The organism is Vibrio sp. FE10, from assembly GCF_030297155.1.
Lineage (GTDB): Bacteria > Pseudomonadota > Gammaproteobacteria > Enterobacterales > Vibrionaceae > Vibrio > Vibrio apostichopi.
Map to the genome: position 1 here is coordinate 2,108,435 of NZ_AP028068.1, position 16,231 is coordinate 2,124,665.

The following is a 16,231-nucleotide window of genomic DNA, read 5'->3' on the forward strand; positions in this document are numbered from 1 at the left end:
AACCAGACCATTTTTAGATTTTAATCACGCGAACTTACGCACGCTTACTTTCAGGAGTGGCGTTATTTCGCATAATCCGCGCGCTTTGATCATTAGTACACTTAAATAAGCACGCTCAAGCAGTTACCCGCTCCAACCGCAGGCCAGCTTTATCTCCACCATTCAAAATAAGAAAAACCACAACGTAATGAACCAGACCATAGACCTCAACGGCTTAATCATTGATATCAACTCTCGAACTATTACTAATCAACAGGGAAACAAAATCACTTTGCGCCCTCACCTTTTGGCAGTGCTCTGTTTATTGCTAGAAAATGCGGGAAGACCCATTTCGAAAGAACACATCGTTGATACCTGTTGGGACGGACAACTCTCATCTCCTCACGTTCTCGCCAACGTCGTCTATAACCTACGTAACGTCTTTGCTCATTTGAGAGCCCCAAACATACAGATAGTTACCATCAACAAGTTTGGCTACGCGTTATCGGTTGAATCCACTTAAGTGGCGAGAAGCTGGGGGATTAGGAACAGCCATTGTCAGGCTAAACGGTGTGAATAACGCATCGTAAACATCCCCTCTTTCATCCCGTTTGATACCCCCTAAAACGCTTTGTATTCCTCAGTTTTGTTCGTGTTTATGCAACTAATCGAGGTGATAAAGATCACCAAAAAACACCCCATCGAAACGTTTCGATGATCGTTATCACACTCTAAAACAATCAAACGTGCAAATGATAAATCAAACACTATTATCACTATCGAAACGTTTCGATGGCTTTTTCTTGAGTTGTTCTCAACCCATTAAACGTTATTTTTCGATAGGTCGTGATATGAAAAAAAGTACTCTAATTAATTCTGAACTCTCTTACTTGGTGGCGACTCTTGGCCACACAGATGAAATCACGATTTGTGACGCGGGCTTACCAATTCCAGACCAGGTAACTCGCATTGATCTTGCTCTGACTCATGGTGTACCAAGCTTTCAACAAACGGTAAAAACCATGCTGGATGAATCTCAAATTGAAGGTGTTGTGATTGCAGAAGAGTTTGCGAAAGTAAGCCCAGAGCACCACGCTTCGCTGATTGATTTGATCAAGACAGAAGAAGCGCGTTGCGGAAAATCGCTTTCGATTACGTACATTACTCATGAAGAATTCAAAGAGCGCACGCATGAAAGCCGCGCGGTTATCCGCACTGGTGAATGCACACCTTACGCGAATGTTATTTTCCAAGCTGGCGTAACGTTTTAGCTCAAGCGAAACGCAACGACAGTCCAGCGTCATTGCTGAACAAAGATAGACACAACCAAATACAACTGGCCCCGAGTAAAGGAACCGACATGACTCAAGCCATTTTAGAACTTAGCTCAATTGAGAAAGCCTTCCCTGGTGTGAAAGCACTGGATAAGGCAAGCCTCAACGTTTACCCAGGACGCGTAATGGCGTTAATGGGTGAAAACGGTGCAGGTAAATCAACGCTCATGAAAGTGCTCACCGGCATTTACCACTTGGATGGCGGCACTATCGCCTACCAAGGTAAACCAGCGGCATTTAAAGGACCTCGTGATTCACAACAAGCCGGCATTAGTATCATTCACCAAGAATTGAACCTAATTCCAGAGCTAACCATCGCCGAGAACATCTTCTTAGGTCGTGAAATCACCGGGACTATGGGTCGCATTCTTTGGAACGAAATGTACCAAGAAGCGGACAAGCTACTTAAACGTCTTAATGTAAAACACAGCTCGAAAACACTTTTAGGTCAGTTAAGCCTTGGTGAGCAACAAATGGTAGAGATCGCGAAAGCCCTATCGTTTGAATCTAAGGTCATCATCATGGATGAGCCAACGGATGCATTAACCGATACCGAAACTGAGTCGCTATTTAAGGTGATCAACGAGCTGCGTTCTGAAGGCTGCGGCATTGTTTACATCTCTCACCGCTTGAAAGAGATCTTCGAGATTTGTGATGACATCACTGTGCTTCGTGACGGTAAATTCATAGGCCAATGTGAAGTAAAAGACACCGATGAAGATGGCCTGATCGAAAAGATGGTTGGCCGTAAGTTGGACGAGCAATATCCACGTATTGGCCAGAGCCACGGTGAAACCTGCCTTGAAGTGATTGGCCTGACGGGTTCTGGCGTTCATGACGTGAGCTTTACTCTAAAGCGCGGCGAAATCCTGGGTGTATCGGGCTTGATGGGTGCAGGTCGTACTGAATTGATGAAAGTGATTTACGGTGCCCTTCCGAGTGAACGCGGTGTTATCAACTTAGAAAACAAAACCATTAACCCTGTTAGTCCAAAAGATGGCCTTGCCAATGGCATTGCATACATCTCTGAAGACCGTAAAGGCGATGGCTTGGTTCTAGGGCTTTCAGTAAAAGAAAACATGTCTTTATGTTCACTTGACCTACTGACTAACAAAGGTCAAATCCAACATAAAGATGAAGTGATGGCGGTTGATGACTTCATCAAACTGTTCAACATCAAGACCCCGACTCGCGAGCAAATCATCGGCAACCTTTCTGGTGGTAACCAACAGAAAGTGGCTATCGCTAAAGGCTTGATGACCAAACCAAAAGTACTGATTCTCGACGAGCCCACTCGTGGTGTCGATGTCGGTGCTAAGAAAGAAATTTACCAACTCATTAATAAATTCAAAGCCGACGGCATGAGCATTATTTTAGTCTCATCTGAAATGCCAGAAGTGTTAGGAATGAGTGACCGCATCATGGTGATGCATGAAGGCCGTGTAAGCGGTGAATTTGATGCTAAAGAAGCAAACCAAGAATTATTACTGGCGTGTGCGGTCGGTAAAAAGATCAACGAGGACGCAGCATGAGTACTAAAACCATGAGCAAAACAACTGAAGATCCAAAGAAAAAACCGTTAATCAGCAAAGAGTGGCTGATTGATCAAAAGTCATTGATTGCTTTGATTTTCCTGATTGTCGTCGTTTCTTTCTTAAACCCGAACTTCTTTACGGTCGACAACATCCTAAACATTCTGCGCCAAACCTCGGTTAACGCAATCATCGCTGTGGGTATGACGCTGGTTATCTTAACCGCAGGTATCGACTTGAGTGTCGGTTCTGTACTTGCACTTTGTGGCGCGTTCGCTGCCAGCATGATTGGTCTAGAGATCCCTGTGATGATCGCAGTGCCAACCGCTCTTGTAGCAGGTGCAGCACTGGGTGCTATCAGTGGTGTGATTATCGCCAAGGGTAAGGTTCAAGCCTTCATCGCAACGCTTGTAACCATGACTCTATTACGCGGCGTAACCATGGTTTACACAGATGGTCGTCCTATCTCAACAGGCTTCACTGACACTGCAGACGCATTCGCTTGGTTCGGTACAGGCTACGCAATGGGCATCCCAGTTCCAGTATGGATCATGGTCGTGGTATTCGCAGCGGTATGGTACCTACTTAACCACACACGCTTTGGTCGCTACGTTTACGCTCTGGGTGGCAACGAATCAGCAACTCGCCTATCAGGCATCGACGTAGACAAAGTAAAAATCGGCGTTTACGCAATCTGTGGTCTGCTAGCAGCAGTGGCAGGCATCATCGTGGCATCTCGCTTGTCATCAGCTCAACCTACCGCAGGTATGGGTTATGAATTAGACGCCATTGCAGCCGTAGTTCTTGGCGGCACAAGCTTAGCCGGCGGTCGTGGCCGCATCATGGGCACATTGATTGGTGCACTGATTATCGGCTTCCTAAACAACGCCCTAAACCTACTAGACGTATCTTCTTACTACCAGATGATTGCAAAAGCAGTGGTTATTCTTCTGGCGGTATTGGTCGACAACAAAAACAAATAAAACCTATTCACACTCTAGGTTAATACAAACAACACACTAGGTTAATACAAGTAACACCCTGTTTTACCTTAAAATATTAGAATCTATAAATAATGTAACTACGAGCTAGGACTCACCTCCTAGCTCACCCTACACAAAGGACTTACACCATGAAAAAATTAGCGACTCTTATTTCTGCTGCTCTTCTTTCTACAACGGTATCTGTGTCTGCACAGGCGCAAGATACAATGGCAATCGTTCTGTCTACATTGAACAACCCATTCTTCGTGACCATGAAAGATGGCGCAGAAGCGAAAGCGGAAGAGCTAGGCTACAAGCTTATCGTTCTTGATTCTCAAAACGACCCAAGCAAAGAGCTTTCGAACATTGAAGATCTAACCATTCGTGGTGTTAAAGCAATCCTGATTAACCCAACGGATTCAGACGCTGTGTCTAACGCTATTCGTATTGCTAACCGCTCAGACATCCCAGTATTAACGCTAGACCGTGGTGCAAGCCGTGGTGACGTAGTGAGCCACATTGCTTCTGATAACGTAATCGGTGGTGAAATGGCGGGTCACTACATCATGGAAAAAGTGGGCGAAAAAGCGAAAGTAATCCAACTTGAAGGTATCGCCGGTACCTCAGCAGCTCGTGAACGTGGTGAAGGCTTCATGAACGCAGTAAACGGCAGCGATCTTGAGCTTCTTGCAAGCCAACCTGCTGATTTCGACCGTACTAAAGGTCTGAACGTAATGGAAAACTTGCTTGCAGCTAACCCAGACGTACAAGCGGTATTTGCTCAAAACGATGAAATGGCACTGGGTGCGCTTCGTGCAGTTCAAGCTTCAGGTAAAGACGTAATGATCGTTGGCTTTGATGGCACTGAAGACGGCATCGCAGCGGTTAACCGTGGCCTACTTGGCGCAACGGTTGCACAACAACCTGACCTAATCGGTTCCCTAGGTGTTGAAATGGCAGACAAAGTACTGAAAGGCGAAACAGTAGACGAGTACGTACCAGTACCTCTAAAAATCATCGCTAAGTAATTCAGTTTAGCGCTGAGATCTAATTAAGCAGGGAGTCCCCTATCTCCCTGCTCATTAGTTCACTAACTCGCTGACTCAAGAAAAACCAAAAGACCGACAGTGCATCGCTGTTTCTCATACCGCCGTCTAACAAGGCGAACAGTTTACGTAACGAGAATTAACGTAATGAGAAAGACCCATGCATTTTCAAATACGATATATCATAAGGCTCGTATCATGACTCAACTGATTGTTTTAGGTAGCGTTAACGCTGACCACGTACTGCAAGTTCCTTCGTTCCCTCGTCCGGGTGAAACCTTGATTGGCGGTAACTATCAGGTCATCCCTGGTGGCAAAGGCGCAAACCAAGCGGTAGCCGCAGCGCGATTAAACGCAGATATCGGCTTTATCGCCTGTATTGGTGACGACCCATTTGGCATCAACATTCGTCAAGATTTTGCTAAAGACGGCATCAACATCGACGGCGTGATCGTTGCAGACAACACGCCGACAGGCATTGCGATGATCCAAGTATCCGCAACGGGTGAAAACAGTATTTGTCTTTCTGCTGAAGCCAACAACAAGCTGACTTGCGACCAAATCGAACCGCACCTAGAGAAGATTCGCAGTGCTAAGTACCTGCTGACTCAGCTAGAAACTCCGATTGAAGGCATTGAATACGCAGCAAAAGCAGCAAAAGAAAGCGGCACTCAAGTGATTCTTAATCCGGCTCCTGCTCGTCCCCTATCAGATACACTATTGTCGTGTGTTGATGTGATTACACCTAACGAAACAGAAGCTGAGGTACTGACAGGCATTACTGTGACTGATAGCGCATCCGCTCATCAGGCAGCTTTGGCTTTGCACGCGAAAGGCATCGACACAGTGATGATCACACTTGGCGCGAAAGGCGTTTGGGTAAGTAAAAACGATAAAGGCGAGCTAATCGCAGGTTTCCGCGTTGAAGCGACAGATACCACCGCTGCAGGTGATACCTTCAACGGTGCATTGGTGACAGGCTTACTTGAAGACATGCCACTTGAGCGCGCGATTAAGTTTGCTCATGCCGCGGCAGCTATTTCAGTGACTCGCTTCGGCGCACAAACCTCTATCCCAAGCCGTGCTGAAACCGACGCGTTTTTATCAGAGCAATTATCGGCTTAGCTTGCTACCTATTTGAAGGTTTAAACTCCTGAGCTAAACCGTAGTTAACGGATGTTAGCCTTCAAATTCGGTAACAACAAATAACAAGCATAAGCCCCTGTATTCAGGCAGAATATCGCGCAACGTGGCAAGTTACTCCCACAAGGATTTTTTATGGCAACAATGAAAGACGTCGCTCGGCTAGCAAAGGTTTCAACTTCAACCGTCAGCCATGTGATCAACAAGTCACGTTTTGTCAGTGAAGAGATAGCTGAGCGTGTTAACAGTGCGGCTAAAGAACTCAACTACGCACCGTCTGCATTGGCTCGTAGTTTGAAAATGAAGCAAACCAAAACCTTAGGCATGCTGGTAACTACCTCTACTAACCCATTCTTTGGTGAAGTAGTGAAAGGTGTTGAGCGTCGTTGCTACGAGAAAGGTTACAACCTTATCTTGTGTAACACCGAAGGCGATAGCGAGCGCATGAAGTCATCTATCGACACATTGCTACAAAAGCGTGTCGATGGCCTAATGCTGATGTGTTCAACCCTTGAAGGCGAGCACATTGACGTATTTGAACGCTACCCAGAATTACCTATCGTTGTGATGGACTGGGGCCCAATGTTGTTCGCCAGCGATAAGATCCAAGACAACTCGCATCAAGGCGGTTACATGGCGACCAAGCACTTGATCGATAACGGCCACTCTCAAATTGGTTGTATCACTGGCCCACTGCACCGTAATCAAGCATCGTCTCGTTATCAAGGCTTCAAGCAAGCGATGGAAGAAGCAAAGCTAGAGATCAACCCTAAGTGGATTGTTGAATCAAACTTCGAATGCGATGGCGGTTTTGACTCATACCAAACCTTAAAAGCGCGTGGCGAAATGCCATCGGCACTGTTTGTTAGTAATGACATGATGGCAATGGGTGTGATTCACGCTGCGGCTCAAGATGGCACATCGATTCCAAATGATCTTTCAATCATTGGCTACGATGACATCCACTTGTCGAAGTACATGACACCCGCTTTAAGCACTATCCACCAGCCAAAACACCGTTTAGGTAAAGCGGCCGTAGATACTCTATTGAACCGACTCAAAACCCCTGATGCGTATCCGCAGGTTGTTGAGTTAGAGCCAACGTTAGTTGAACGAAGCAGCGTAAAAGCGATTTAGTGCTCCTTTCTACAAATCTAAATAACTGTTCTAAACAACAGAGTCGAGCAGCAAAGCAACTAGGCAAGGCAAGGCAAGGCAACAGCCTACACAACAGACCCAAATAACAAAGGGCAAGGTTATCTAACCTTGCCCTTTTCGATTCTATTGCGTTTCACTAGTCTTGTTAACGATTCAACGCAGACGCTATCTGCTGTATTTCATCCAACACATCAACACCATTGTATTGAGGCGCAATAGACAAGTCTTGAATATTGATCGTTTCAACAGACTGATGCTCACTGAGTTGAAGCATTAAATCTCCCCTCGGTGAATAGGTTCTACTGCCACCACAATATGTCGCGGTAAAGGCATCAACCACATCTTGCCCGACGCGATTACAAGTAACCATATGACACCCTTCTTCCAAGGCTCTCGCTTGAGCAATGGCAAAGCTATGATGGCCACCAAAATTAGCAGGATGAAGAACAACGTCTACCGACTGATACGCTCGCATGATCTCTGGGAACCAAATATCAAAGCAAATCGCGACACCGAACTTCAAGCCTTTGTATTCAAAAGTAAGGAGCTCATTCCCTCTTGAAAAGTACTCTTTATCGAATTTCGTTTGACTGACTTTTCTGTATTTATGACGCAAACCTGAACCATCAACCACCACAACGCTGTTGTAATGCTGGCCATTATCTTCCTCTGCGATACCTGCAACGATTAACGTCTGATGTTTCGCGGCAAGAGCAGTTAACGAATCAATGGTCGCGCTGTTATTGAAGTCTTCACACAGTTCATGAATTTCTGCAGCCTCGTTAAAGATATATCCAGTAGAGAACAGTTCAGGCAGCAGCGTGATATCACCCACTACAGTCTCGGCTTCTAAAACCTCAGAGACTCGCGAGAGGTTCTTTTGTTTGTTTTTGTATTCAACTTCAAGCTGAACAAGGGTGACGCTAACACTATCCAAAATCGAATCCTTACTGGGTAACACTTCAAACTTGATACTAAGAACGACAGAGTAAGATAATCCCCTCTCACTTGCCTGCGCGAACGCCAACGGCTGAAGCAAGCGCACACTCTCATAAGCACTCAGTTCATCTACTTCAGCAGCGTGGGCTCTGGCAAAACTGGTGGAGTGCTGTCCATGTAGGTTAAGAAGTTTTCCCACACCTCATACGTTCTTTGTTTAGTCAGCTTAGTTTTGCAAGAAAGCGCCATAAGACCTCGAATTGATCCATCACGCCACTGGGTATACACCGAGTCACAATGTGCTGTCATGTAAGCTTGCCAACGGTCCTGAGCCACCTTGATTGAACTGACCAACTCCGCATCATATGCATTGTGCTCAAAGCTCGCTTCAAGGTATTGATCAAGTTCCACTTGTGCAGTTTCCAATTCGATCGACGCACAGTGATTGATCTCTATGGTATTCATCGCATTCTCGCAATCGACAACATCATCTGATGCTGATGCTGATGCAAGCAAAGGTAAACACGTTAATAACACGACCGTTAAAGCCTTTTTCATTATTGTTCTCCTAATTCAAAAGCACGTGTATGTGCCCTGTTAGTGCCAAGTGTTACGAATCTTAACGACATGAGACGTCAATTGTTGATAACTGCGTTTAGGGTTATGACACAAGATGACGAAAGCATATAACCACAGAACAAGAAGCATGGAAAACAAACCTGACTGGAAACCATCTAGGTACAACTCAGGTAGCAAGTCGATTACCTTTTGATAATTCGCTATTGAAATTGTTGTTTTACTGCTAATCAACTCATACGTTAAGCTTATTGGACCCACGAAAGTCCAAACTAAAAACCAAGATACCCCAGCGACGGGAACTAAGCTCAGTAAAGGCTTAAGTTGCTTAATTGGAAAAATGAAATACAAAAGCATAATCAAATACAGAGCGGCTAAAAATAAACTCCAAGCGTTAACGCTGACTCCAAAAATCCGATAGCGCTCATCGAGATACATGACTAACACTACCGCCCCCAATACACTAAGCGATAATAATTTTCCTATGTACCTCGTTTTAGAAAATCTGATCAGTACATAACCAATCACAAGAAGGAAACAAGAGATCCAGGCTAAAACCTCAGCCGTAGTATCTAAAAAGACAGGTGCTGCTGTATTAGACAAAATAAGGATCGCGTAAGTAGGACCTATCAACAAATAGGCGATGAACACACGCAACAACATCCAAATCATATTTTTTATCATTATGCTCAAATCTATCCACTCGCATTACTTCAAAAATAACAGTTCTCTATTTGATGATAAAACCGGCAACAATCCGCTTCATCAAAAAACTCAAAAGTACTGAACAAAAAAACGACACAATCAACCTTGGAAGCATATCTAACGCTCTGATTTTTATAGTAAGACGATAAAACACTCTATTTCAATCAATAACACGTGCGCACATTCACACTATTTATGCATTGCCTTGCATCGCTATCGTTAAATTTATAAATTAACTTGAATGCTCACCCAAATCGGTAACGCTTCTCCAACTATGGATATCAAGTACCAACATTTTGCCAAGACTTCGTTCTACTTTGCCATTTCTTTCTTTTTTTCTATGGCATTGCTTATCCCTTTTACACCGTCTCACTACCAGAATTTAACGGAAGACACATCGAGGCTTGTCGAAACAAGACTTGAGAGCATCCAATCAAGGTTTGACCTTTTTCTATCAAGCATCACACCGGATCACACTTGCGACTCGATGGTTAGGCAGCTTCGCCAAAACGTTTTTGATGCCGATTGGGTAAAAGAAGCGGCGGTATTCAATAAAGACGATCGTTTTTACTGCTCGACTACCGATGGCGAAGTCTCGTTTCGCCTGTACAGGACCATCAGACAAAGACTCAATGACGACCCTAACTTAACAACCTTGTCGTATTCCAATTCAGCGATCACTCAAGTGCAATCCATCATGCTGATTTTCTCTAACAAGGAACAAGCGGGCGTGAGCCTGATGATCCCACCACATTTCATCTATGACATTGTAGAGACAAACCTCAGCAAGCACGGAATTCAGGCCCAAGTTGAGGTGATTAAAAAAGATATTCACCCTTCTGAGACTGCGCTGTCTATAGCCAAAGTTCGGATACAATCGAACGCTTACCCGCTGACCATAACGTCATACATTGGCTATCAGTATTATTGGAACTTCCTGTTGAACTATTTGTGGTTTGGCTTTCTGATGGCCGGAATCACGACCATTATTATCCTTTCCATCAAACACAAGAAACAAAGCCAGCGTAGCTTAGAATACTCACTGTCTAGCGCACTCAAAAACAAACACCTACATGTTCACATGCAGCCTATCGTCAACCGAAATACAACCGAAATCGTAGGCTGTGAGTCGCTGCTCAGGTGGAACGACCCTATTGAAGGCAATGTATCCCCTGCCATCTTCATTCCTCTGGCTGAAAGCTTAGGGTTGATTGAAGACCTGACCTACTTTGTGCTGCGTGAAGTGCTGTACACAATGAAGAATCATCGCGAGCTGTTTGAGTCAAAATACATCAGCGTCAATATCAGCCGAAACGTTGTCTCTAATAGTAACTTCGCCAACAAAGTCATTAGCATCTATAAGAAGAACCCAGACATTCTCAAGCAGGTGGTTTTTGAAGTCACAGAAGATGGCGAGTGCTCTGATGCGGATATGGTGAAGATCAAAAACAACTTAACCAAGCTTGCTGATCTAGGTGTGAGAGTCGCGATTGATGACTTTGGTACTGGCTACGCAGGCTTAGATTTTGTGAGACAATTTCCGTTCAGCATTCTCAAAATCGATCGCGTGTTTGTGAAAAACATTTCGGACGAATCTAGCCTTGGTATCCCTTTGCTTGAATCTATGCTTCAGCTATCCCGCACCTTAGGAATGCAAGTGATCGTCGAAGGGGTTGAGTACGAATCTCAAGTGAACACCTTGTCTAAACTGGGCGTCGACTATATCCAAGGCTTCTATTTCTACAAGCCAATGCCGATCAACCTGACGATAAGCTTACTCAGACAGCAACATGTAGATTCTAGTCATACTCTTCAAGAGCCATCGCCTTCTACGACAGAGGTAGAGCAACCCTAAATTGAGTCGATACTTTGTGTATCACTCAATGTTTCCCCTATTCCTCAAACAAGTAGAGCTCGCGCACTATTTTAGTGCCCTAGCTCTACTTTTAGCTATCTACCTTACCCAACCACACTCTATGCATTTGTACACTTAACAATCTAACCTACACTAACAGCAGGCCTTTAGTGTGTGGAATGCGTGTCTTTATGTTTGTGAGTTGGTTTGATGAACTATCCCTGCAACGAAAATTATTAGTTAGCTTTGCCACACCTATCGCGCTGATGGTTCTCGTCTCTTTTTCCGTCCATAAAAACACGCAGTCAATCGTCGAAGATAACCGCTGGGTGGTTCACACTCATAAAGCCATTGCACGAGCTCAAGAACTTCTTAACCTAGCCATTGATATGGAAACAGGCCAACGGGGGTATCTGATCACGGGCGATCCTGTTTTTCTAGAGCCTTACCACCTTTCTCTAGATGTTTGGAATCAAAAAATTAATACACTCAGTATCCAGGTCAGCGATAACCCGCCACAAGTTGAACGTCTTAAGCGCATCGATGATCTACACGATCTTTGGTTAAAAGAAGCCGGAGAAAAAGAAATAGCCCAGCGTAGCCTCGTTGGCAGTGGTAACAGTTCGATGCAAAACGTCATTGAACTGACTCAGAAACAAACCGGAAAGAAAATCATTGATGAAGTTCGAAACGAGATAGCCGAATTCATAGAAATTGAACAGAAACTCATTCAGATTCGAGTCGAAAAGTCCGACAACTCCGCGAACCAAACCACTTACGTACTGCTGCTTGGGACGCTATTTTCAACGTTTATTTCGCTGCTCGTTGCTGCATGGTCGTCAAACCGCATTAAGAAACGCATTCATATACTTCTTAACGCTGCCAATCAGGTCGCGGCAGGACATCTAAAACAAGTCGCTTCAATGCTTAACCAGAACCCTAGCCAAAGAGGGACGGATGAAGTCGCTCAGCTAACCCAAAGTTTTCATAAAATGGCGACCAATCTGGTTAAAAGTGACAATCAGATGCAAGCGTCGAATCAAGAGTTGATCGCTGAGCGCAAAAAAGCCGAAGCAGCCGCCAAAGCAAAAAGCGAATTCCTTTCAACTATGAGCCACGAGATACGTACGCCAATGAATGGCGTGCTAGGCATATCTCAAATCATCGCAGCGCAAACCAAAGAGCCGTCGACCAAAGAGAACATCGATATCATCCTTGATTCTGGTCAGCACCTTATGACTATACTCAACGACATCCTCGATTTCTCTAAAGTCGAAGAGAATAAGCTCGAACTAGAAATCGTTCCGTTCAACTTTAATCAAGTCATTCATCCAGTCAGCGGTGCAATCAAACCTATGGCCGATGAAAAAAGTATCCGTTTGATCGTCGAAAACGAAATCCCTGAAAATATCGAACTCATTGGTGATTGCGCGAGACTTCGTCAAATCTTGTTCAATCTAGGCGGCAACGCAACCAAGTTCACCAATGACGGGCATGTGCTGATTCAAGCGGTACTCAACAAGCAAGAAAGCCGGTTACTTCTCACCGTCACTGATACTGGGATCGGCATCCCGAAAGAGAAGCATCAACATGTCTTTAATTCTTTTGAACAGGCAGATACATCAACAACGAGGAAGTTTGGCGGTACAGGGCTCGGGCTCGCTATCGTTAAGAACTTGGTCGAGTTGATGGACGGTCAAATCACCTTAAACAGCGCTGTCGGGCTTGGCACCAAATTCCAGGTATCGTTGCCTATCAAGTGGCAAGAAAGCCAAGCAGCACATGCAGTCCCTAACTTAATCAGCACGGCAGAGCCTTTCAAGAACCCACTGAACGTTCTGCTTGTCGAAGACAACCGCATTAACGCAATTGTTGCCAAAGGATTCTGTGAAAACCTTGGATACAATGTAGAGCTCGCAGAAAATGGAAGAATCGCAACCGAATACCTAAAAACCGCTGAATATGATCTGATTTTGATGGACAACCACATGCCCGAAATGAATGGCGTTGAAGCAACTCACTTTATTAGGCAACAACTTGGTTTAGAGACTCTGATCTTTGCTTACACTGCCGATGTTTTCCGCGAAGCCCATGACAGTTTCATTGAAGCTGGCGCAGACCACATTTTAACCAAGCCCTTGCAACAAGAGAGTTTCTTCGACGCGCTGCAGCAGTTTGCGGCGCGCTTACCTAAACCACCCAAAGGCGATCAAACCGCTTGCCAAACAAGCAACATCATAGAGCTACATCGAGAACCTATTGAAAAGCTTCGACTGACAGAGGAAGAGATAAGCCATTCTGATGTCATTCAGTCGTTCAAGGAGAGCCACGACCGTTTAATCATACTCTTAGAATCAACAACCGTAGAGTTTGAAAAATCCATCGACCAACTTATCAAATTCTATATGATAAAAGACCTAGCCTTGTTGAGACGAACTCTACACTCGATTAAAGGGATGGCGCTCAACCTCGGGCTCAGCATCTTATCCAATCAAGCCCTGACTCTAGAAACACAAACGAAGAACCAACAACTGCCCGATATCGAGCAATTACAGAAGCTGATCAACCGCATCTTGGTCAACGAGCATCAAGCGCAGAGAATGATCATAGCTTACGCTCCGCAACTGCCTAATCGAACAGGCTAAGTGCGCGAGTGCGAAAACTCATGCCATCATCGCGTATGCGTTAATGCTATTAGGCTTCTTTACTGGTATTAGTTTTCTTGCAGGTGGTATTTGGGGCATCGTTAAGAAGTCTGATGCTCAAGGGACTATCTTTGCGGATCACTACGACAACATCACCAAAACATTCTTTGTTTCGATTGTGCTCACTATCATTGGCGCTCTAACAGCCGTTTTTATTATTGGCTATGTTGTTCTTCTTGTTGCCGCGATCTACACGCTTTGGAAGTTGATTGCTGGTTTAGCAAAAATTACTTCAGACAAGAGTTTTAATTAATATGAAAAGATGTGAAGCCGCAGCTTTAAAAGCGACGGCTTCACATCTTCGTCTTTTCGTCTTTTCGTCTTTTCGTCTTTTCGAGCAGAGCTTAAAGAAAAATAGAAAGCGAACAAAGGTATGAGTTAGTAAGCTAATTAGACTAGTTCGTTGCTTTTGAAGATGATGAATTGGCCGCTTTCGTCGCTTCCTCAGCAGTTTTCTTACCAAATACCGTATCCATCATGAAACCAATACGCTTAGCTGCATTACCAAATTTGTTCGGGTTAGCCGTGTATGGGACTTTAAATTCTACTTCACCTACTCTTTGCCCGTTCTGATAAGCATTGATCTCTGCTTGTTTCAAGAACAAAGCTAAGTCCCAGCTCCAATGGCCTTCATACTCCAATGTTAGCTTATCAAGATCGTGCTTCGACTTATCTGGTACAACTGTGTAGGTGTAATCATTATCTTGCAGCCACGTTTCCATAGTATTCAAGAACCCTTCACGAGTTTCAGCGTCTTTAACAATCACAACATCCACATCAGTCGTAGGCTCTGGAATCGCGCTCCCGGTGTAACGAGGGGCTCCACAACCAGCCAAAATTAAAACCGAAAGCGATAATAGTAGGTATTTTTTCACGTTATGTATCCATTAATAATCAACTGGATAAATGATACCACAAAAGAAAAGAACAACATACCATATAATTGGAGAGTAACCAGACACTCCTTGTTACATAGGCGTTGAAAAACCGAGAAATAAAAACCAACGACCATGGGTCTCCTTTGATGGACATTTAACTTCATCGCATCTTGAGTGCACAAAAGGAATATCATGGAAAAGACACTTCAAACCAAACTGGCGACCAGCCTACTGCTGCTGAGAATCGGCATTTTTATCGTCTTCTTGTTCTGGGGCTTAGATAAGATCCTAGTGCCTGAACACGCAGTTAAGGTGCTATCAGGCTTCTACGGCATCGACATATCGGTGAACGCGATGATGGCACTGGGTGTCGCGCAGCTTGGATTTTTAGGCGCGTTCGTTGTCGGCATGTGGAAAAAGTACACCTACGGCGCGGTTCTAGTCCTGCATGCAGGTTCCACCTTCGCCTCTTTCGCTAAGTACATGGACCCGTTCAATAACCTACTGTTTTTTGCCTCTTGGCCAATGCTCGCAGCGTGTGTCGCACTCTTCTTATTGCGCGACTATGACACTTACAGCGTTTCCAACTAATACAAAGGGCGTCGTTATTGGCGCCCTTTGCGGTTTGCTTGGTTCTAATATGTTTTGTTATACACTTTAAACTTTGGCGTCTAACTGAGAAATTAAAGCATCGACGGTTATCGGTGGATGTGTTCTATGTATAATTCCGTGACAATTAGGACATAAAGGCTTTAAGTCATTGATAGGATCAACATCATATTCTTGCTTTATATCAGCAAGTGCAACTTCGTGGTGCACGTGTATAAACCCCTTACCGATATCACCATAAACACTTTGAAAATCAAAGTTACAAACATAACATTTGCACCCATAATGAGATATGCACTTAGCTCTAGCACCTGCGTTACGTTCATATGCATTCACAGAGATTCTCTTCGTTGCACCCTCAGTGTAAGTCTCTGGGTTAACGACCTCTTCTATAGCTGTGACACCCTCGTGTTCAGAGGGGCTTAACGCATACCAAAGACCACCAACTCCCGCTAAATGCTTATCCTCAAGAATCCAGTCGAAACTTTTAATTTTGGCGGTACCAGTATCTGTTTCATCGTACTGCATTGGGAAAGTTTTTAAACTGTACCCATGTTCCTGAATTAGAGATACGTGCTCGAGTGACTGCTTTCTCCCCGCACCTTTCCAACTTTCATCAAAGATTAAGCCATCTTTGTGGACATCCCAATGACCAAAAACCACAAACTTTTCATCATGATTAACGAATGACCAGCTCCAGTTCCAGTTTCTGCAGGTTGCACCCACAGACTCCATAAATTTCTTTCGACTCATTTGAACTACCTAATCAAATAAAGCATATAATGCCCT

The 16,231-nt window shown here is 44.5% G+C and carries 16 protein-coding genes; 11 read left to right on the forward strand and 5 right to left on the reverse strand.

Annotated elements, in window-relative coordinates; all coding sequences use genetic code 11:
• Positions 1 to 187: 187 nt before the first annotated feature.
• From QUF19_RS26000 to QUF19_RS26030, 7 genes are all read left to right on the forward strand, one after another.
• Positions 188 to 502 (forward strand): winged helix-turn-helix domain-containing protein, encoded by a 315-nt coding sequence (locus QUF19_RS26000; RefSeq protein WP_286301349.1) that lies wholly within the window; start codon positions 188 to 190, stop codon positions 500 to 502.
• 328 nt (positions 503 to 830) lie between these two features.
• Entirely contained in the window at positions 831 to 1,250 is a 420-nt protein-coding gene (gene rbsD / locus QUF19_RS26005; protein ID WP_286301351.1) for a D-ribose pyranase, read from the forward strand.
• Positions 1,251 to 1,339: 89 nt separating this feature from the next.
• Positions 1,340 to 2,845 (forward strand): ribose ABC transporter ATP-binding protein RbsA, encoded by a 1,506-nt coding sequence (gene rbsA, locus QUF19_RS26010; protein ID WP_286301353.1) that lies wholly within the window; start codon positions 1,340 to 1,342, stop codon positions 2,843 to 2,845.
• The gene (gene rbsC, locus QUF19_RS26015; RefSeq protein WP_286301355.1) at positions 2,842 to 3,828 is read left to right on the forward strand and encodes a ribose ABC transporter permease; all 987 of its coding nucleotides are present in this window, start codon (positions 2,842 to 2,844) and stop codon (positions 3,826 to 3,828) included. The genes rbsA and rbsC overlap by 4 nt, the downstream gene beginning before the upstream one ends.
• A gap of 149 nt (positions 3,829 to 3,977) precedes the next feature.
• On the forward strand, positions 3,978 to 4,856 hold the full coding sequence (gene rbsB / locus QUF19_RS26020) for a ribose ABC transporter substrate-binding protein RbsB (RefSeq protein WP_102435026.1): 879 nt from the start codon (positions 3,978 to 3,980) through the stop codon (positions 4,854 to 4,856).
• Positions 4,857 to 5,072: 216 nt separating this feature from the next.
• Positions 5,073 to 5,999 (forward strand): ribokinase, encoded by a 927-nt coding sequence (gene rbsK / locus QUF19_RS26025; RefSeq protein ID WP_286301360.1) that lies wholly within the window; start codon positions 5,073 to 5,075, stop codon positions 5,997 to 5,999.
• A gap of 153 nt (positions 6,000 to 6,152) precedes the next feature.
• Positions 6,153 to 7,154: a substrate-binding domain-containing protein gene (locus QUF19_RS26030; protein ID WP_048663431.1), complete on the forward strand. Its 1,002-nt coding sequence runs from the start codon at positions 6,153 to 6,155 to the stop codon at positions 7,152 to 7,154.
• 166 nt (positions 7,155 to 7,320) lie between these two features.
• Here QUF19_RS26030 and QUF19_RS26035 read toward each other — a convergent pair whose 3' ends face one another.
• The 3 genes from QUF19_RS26035 to QUF19_RS26045 form a co-directional block, all read right to left on the reverse strand.
• On the reverse strand, positions 7,321 to 8,112 hold the full coding sequence (locus tag QUF19_RS26035) for a carbon-nitrogen hydrolase family protein (RefSeq protein ID WP_286301368.1): 792 nt from the start codon (positions 8,110 to 8,112) through the stop codon (positions 7,321 to 7,323).
• A gap of 131 nt (positions 8,113 to 8,243) precedes the next feature.
• Positions 8,244 to 8,672 (reverse strand): lysozyme inhibitor LprI family protein, encoded by a 429-nt coding sequence (locus QUF19_RS26040; RefSeq protein ID WP_286301369.1) that lies wholly within the window; start codon positions 8,670 to 8,672, stop codon positions 8,244 to 8,246.
• A gap of 39 nt (positions 8,673 to 8,711) precedes the next feature.
• On the reverse strand, positions 8,712 to 9,374 hold the full coding sequence (locus tag QUF19_RS26045; protein ID WP_286301371.1) for a hypothetical protein: 663 nt from the start codon (positions 9,372 to 9,374) through the stop codon (positions 8,712 to 8,714).
• Positions 9,375 to 9,669: 295 nt separating this feature from the next.
• Between QUF19_RS26045 and QUF19_RS26050 the strand changes: the two genes are divergently transcribed.
• The 3 genes from QUF19_RS26050 to QUF19_RS26060 all read left to right on the forward strand — a co-directional run bounded on the left by QUF19_RS26050 (position 9,670) and on the right by QUF19_RS26060 (position 14,208).
• Positions 9,670 to 11,250, forward strand: a complete 1,581-nt coding sequence (locus tag QUF19_RS26050) for an EAL domain-containing protein (RefSeq protein ID WP_286303313.1) — start codon at positions 9,670 to 9,672, stop codon at positions 11,248 to 11,250.
• A 191-nt stretch (positions 11,251 to 11,441) separates the two neighbouring features.
• A complete protein-coding gene (locus tag QUF19_RS26055; RefSeq protein WP_286303314.1) occupies positions 11,442 to 13,895 on the forward strand; it encodes a CHASE3 domain-containing protein in 2,454 nt (817 codons plus the stop codon).
• A gap of 43 nt (positions 13,896 to 13,938) precedes the next feature.
• Positions 13,939 to 14,208, forward strand: a complete 270-nt coding sequence (locus QUF19_RS26060; RefSeq protein WP_286301373.1) for a hypothetical protein — start codon at positions 13,939 to 13,941, stop codon at positions 14,206 to 14,208.
• A gap of 142 nt (positions 14,209 to 14,350) precedes the next feature.
• Here QUF19_RS26060 and QUF19_RS26065 read toward each other — a convergent pair whose 3' ends face one another.
• Positions 14,351 to 14,830, reverse strand: a complete 480-nt coding sequence (locus tag QUF19_RS26065) for an Sbal_3080 family lipoprotein (protein WP_286301375.1) — start codon at positions 14,828 to 14,830, stop codon at positions 14,351 to 14,353.
• Positions 14,831 to 15,025: 195 nt separating this feature from the next.
• Between QUF19_RS26065 and QUF19_RS26070 the strand changes: the two genes are divergently transcribed.
• Positions 15,026 to 15,424, forward strand: a complete 399-nt coding sequence (locus QUF19_RS26070) for a hypothetical protein (protein ID WP_286301377.1) — start codon at positions 15,026 to 15,028, stop codon at positions 15,422 to 15,424.
• Between the two features lie 66 nt (positions 15,425 to 15,490).
• On the opposite strand, the gene QUF19_RS26075 is transcribed toward QUF19_RS26070, so the two are convergent.
• A complete protein-coding gene (locus tag QUF19_RS26075) occupies positions 15,491 to 16,195 on the reverse strand; it encodes an HNH endonuclease (RefSeq protein WP_286301379.1) in 705 nt (234 codons plus the stop codon).
• Positions 16,196 to 16,231: the final 36 nt, after the last annotated feature.

Bases quoted from the DNA above. Each gene is read 5' to 3' on its own strand.
- QUF19_RS26055 (WP_286303314.1), top strand. From the start codon at position 11,442: ATGTTTGTGAGTTGGTTTGATGAACTATCCCTGCAACGAAAATTATTA.
- QUF19_RS26070 (WP_286301377.1), top strand. From the start codon at position 15,026: ATGGAAAAGACACTTCAAACCAAACTGGCGACCAGCCTACTGCTGCTG.
- QUF19_RS26075 (WP_286301379.1), bottom strand. From the start codon at position 16,195: ATGAGTCGAAAGAAATTTATGGAGTCTGTGGGTGCAACCTGCAGAAAC.
- QUF19_RS26000 (WP_286301349.1), top strand. From the start codon at position 188: ATGAACCAGACCATAGACCTCAACGGCTTAATCATTGATATCAACTCT.
- QUF19_RS26045 (WP_286301371.1), bottom strand. From the start codon at position 9,374: ATGATAAAAAATATGATTTGGATGTTGTTGCGTGTGTTCATCGCCTAT.
- rbsC (WP_286301355.1), top strand. From the start codon at position 2,842: ATGAGTACTAAAACCATGAGCAAAACAACTGAAGATCCAAAGAAAAAA.
- QUF19_RS26030 (WP_048663431.1), top strand. From the start codon at position 6,153: ATGGCAACAATGAAAGACGTCGCTCGGCTAGCAAAGGTTTCAACTTCA.
- QUF19_RS26050 (WP_286303313.1), top strand. From the start codon at position 9,670: ATGGATATCAAGTACCAACATTTTGCCAAGACTTCGTTCTACTTTGCC.
- rbsB (WP_102435026.1), top strand. From the start codon at position 3,978: ATGAAAAAATTAGCGACTCTTATTTCTGCTGCTCTTCTTTCTACAACG.
- rbsA (WP_286301353.1), top strand. From the start codon at position 1,340: ATGACTCAAGCCATTTTAGAACTTAGCTCAATTGAGAAAGCCTTCCCT.
- QUF19_RS26040 (WP_286301369.1), bottom strand. From the start codon at position 8,672: ATGAAAAAGGCTTTAACGGTCGTGTTATTAACGTGTTTACCTTTGCTT.
- rbsD (WP_286301351.1), top strand. From the start codon at position 831: ATGAAAAAAAGTACTCTAATTAATTCTGAACTCTCTTACTTGGTGGCG.
- QUF19_RS26060 (WP_286301373.1), top strand. From the start codon at position 13,939: ATGCTATTAGGCTTCTTTACTGGTATTAGTTTTCTTGCAGGTGGTATT.
- rbsK (WP_286301360.1), top strand. From the start codon at position 5,073: ATGACTCAACTGATTGTTTTAGGTAGCGTTAACGCTGACCACGTACTG.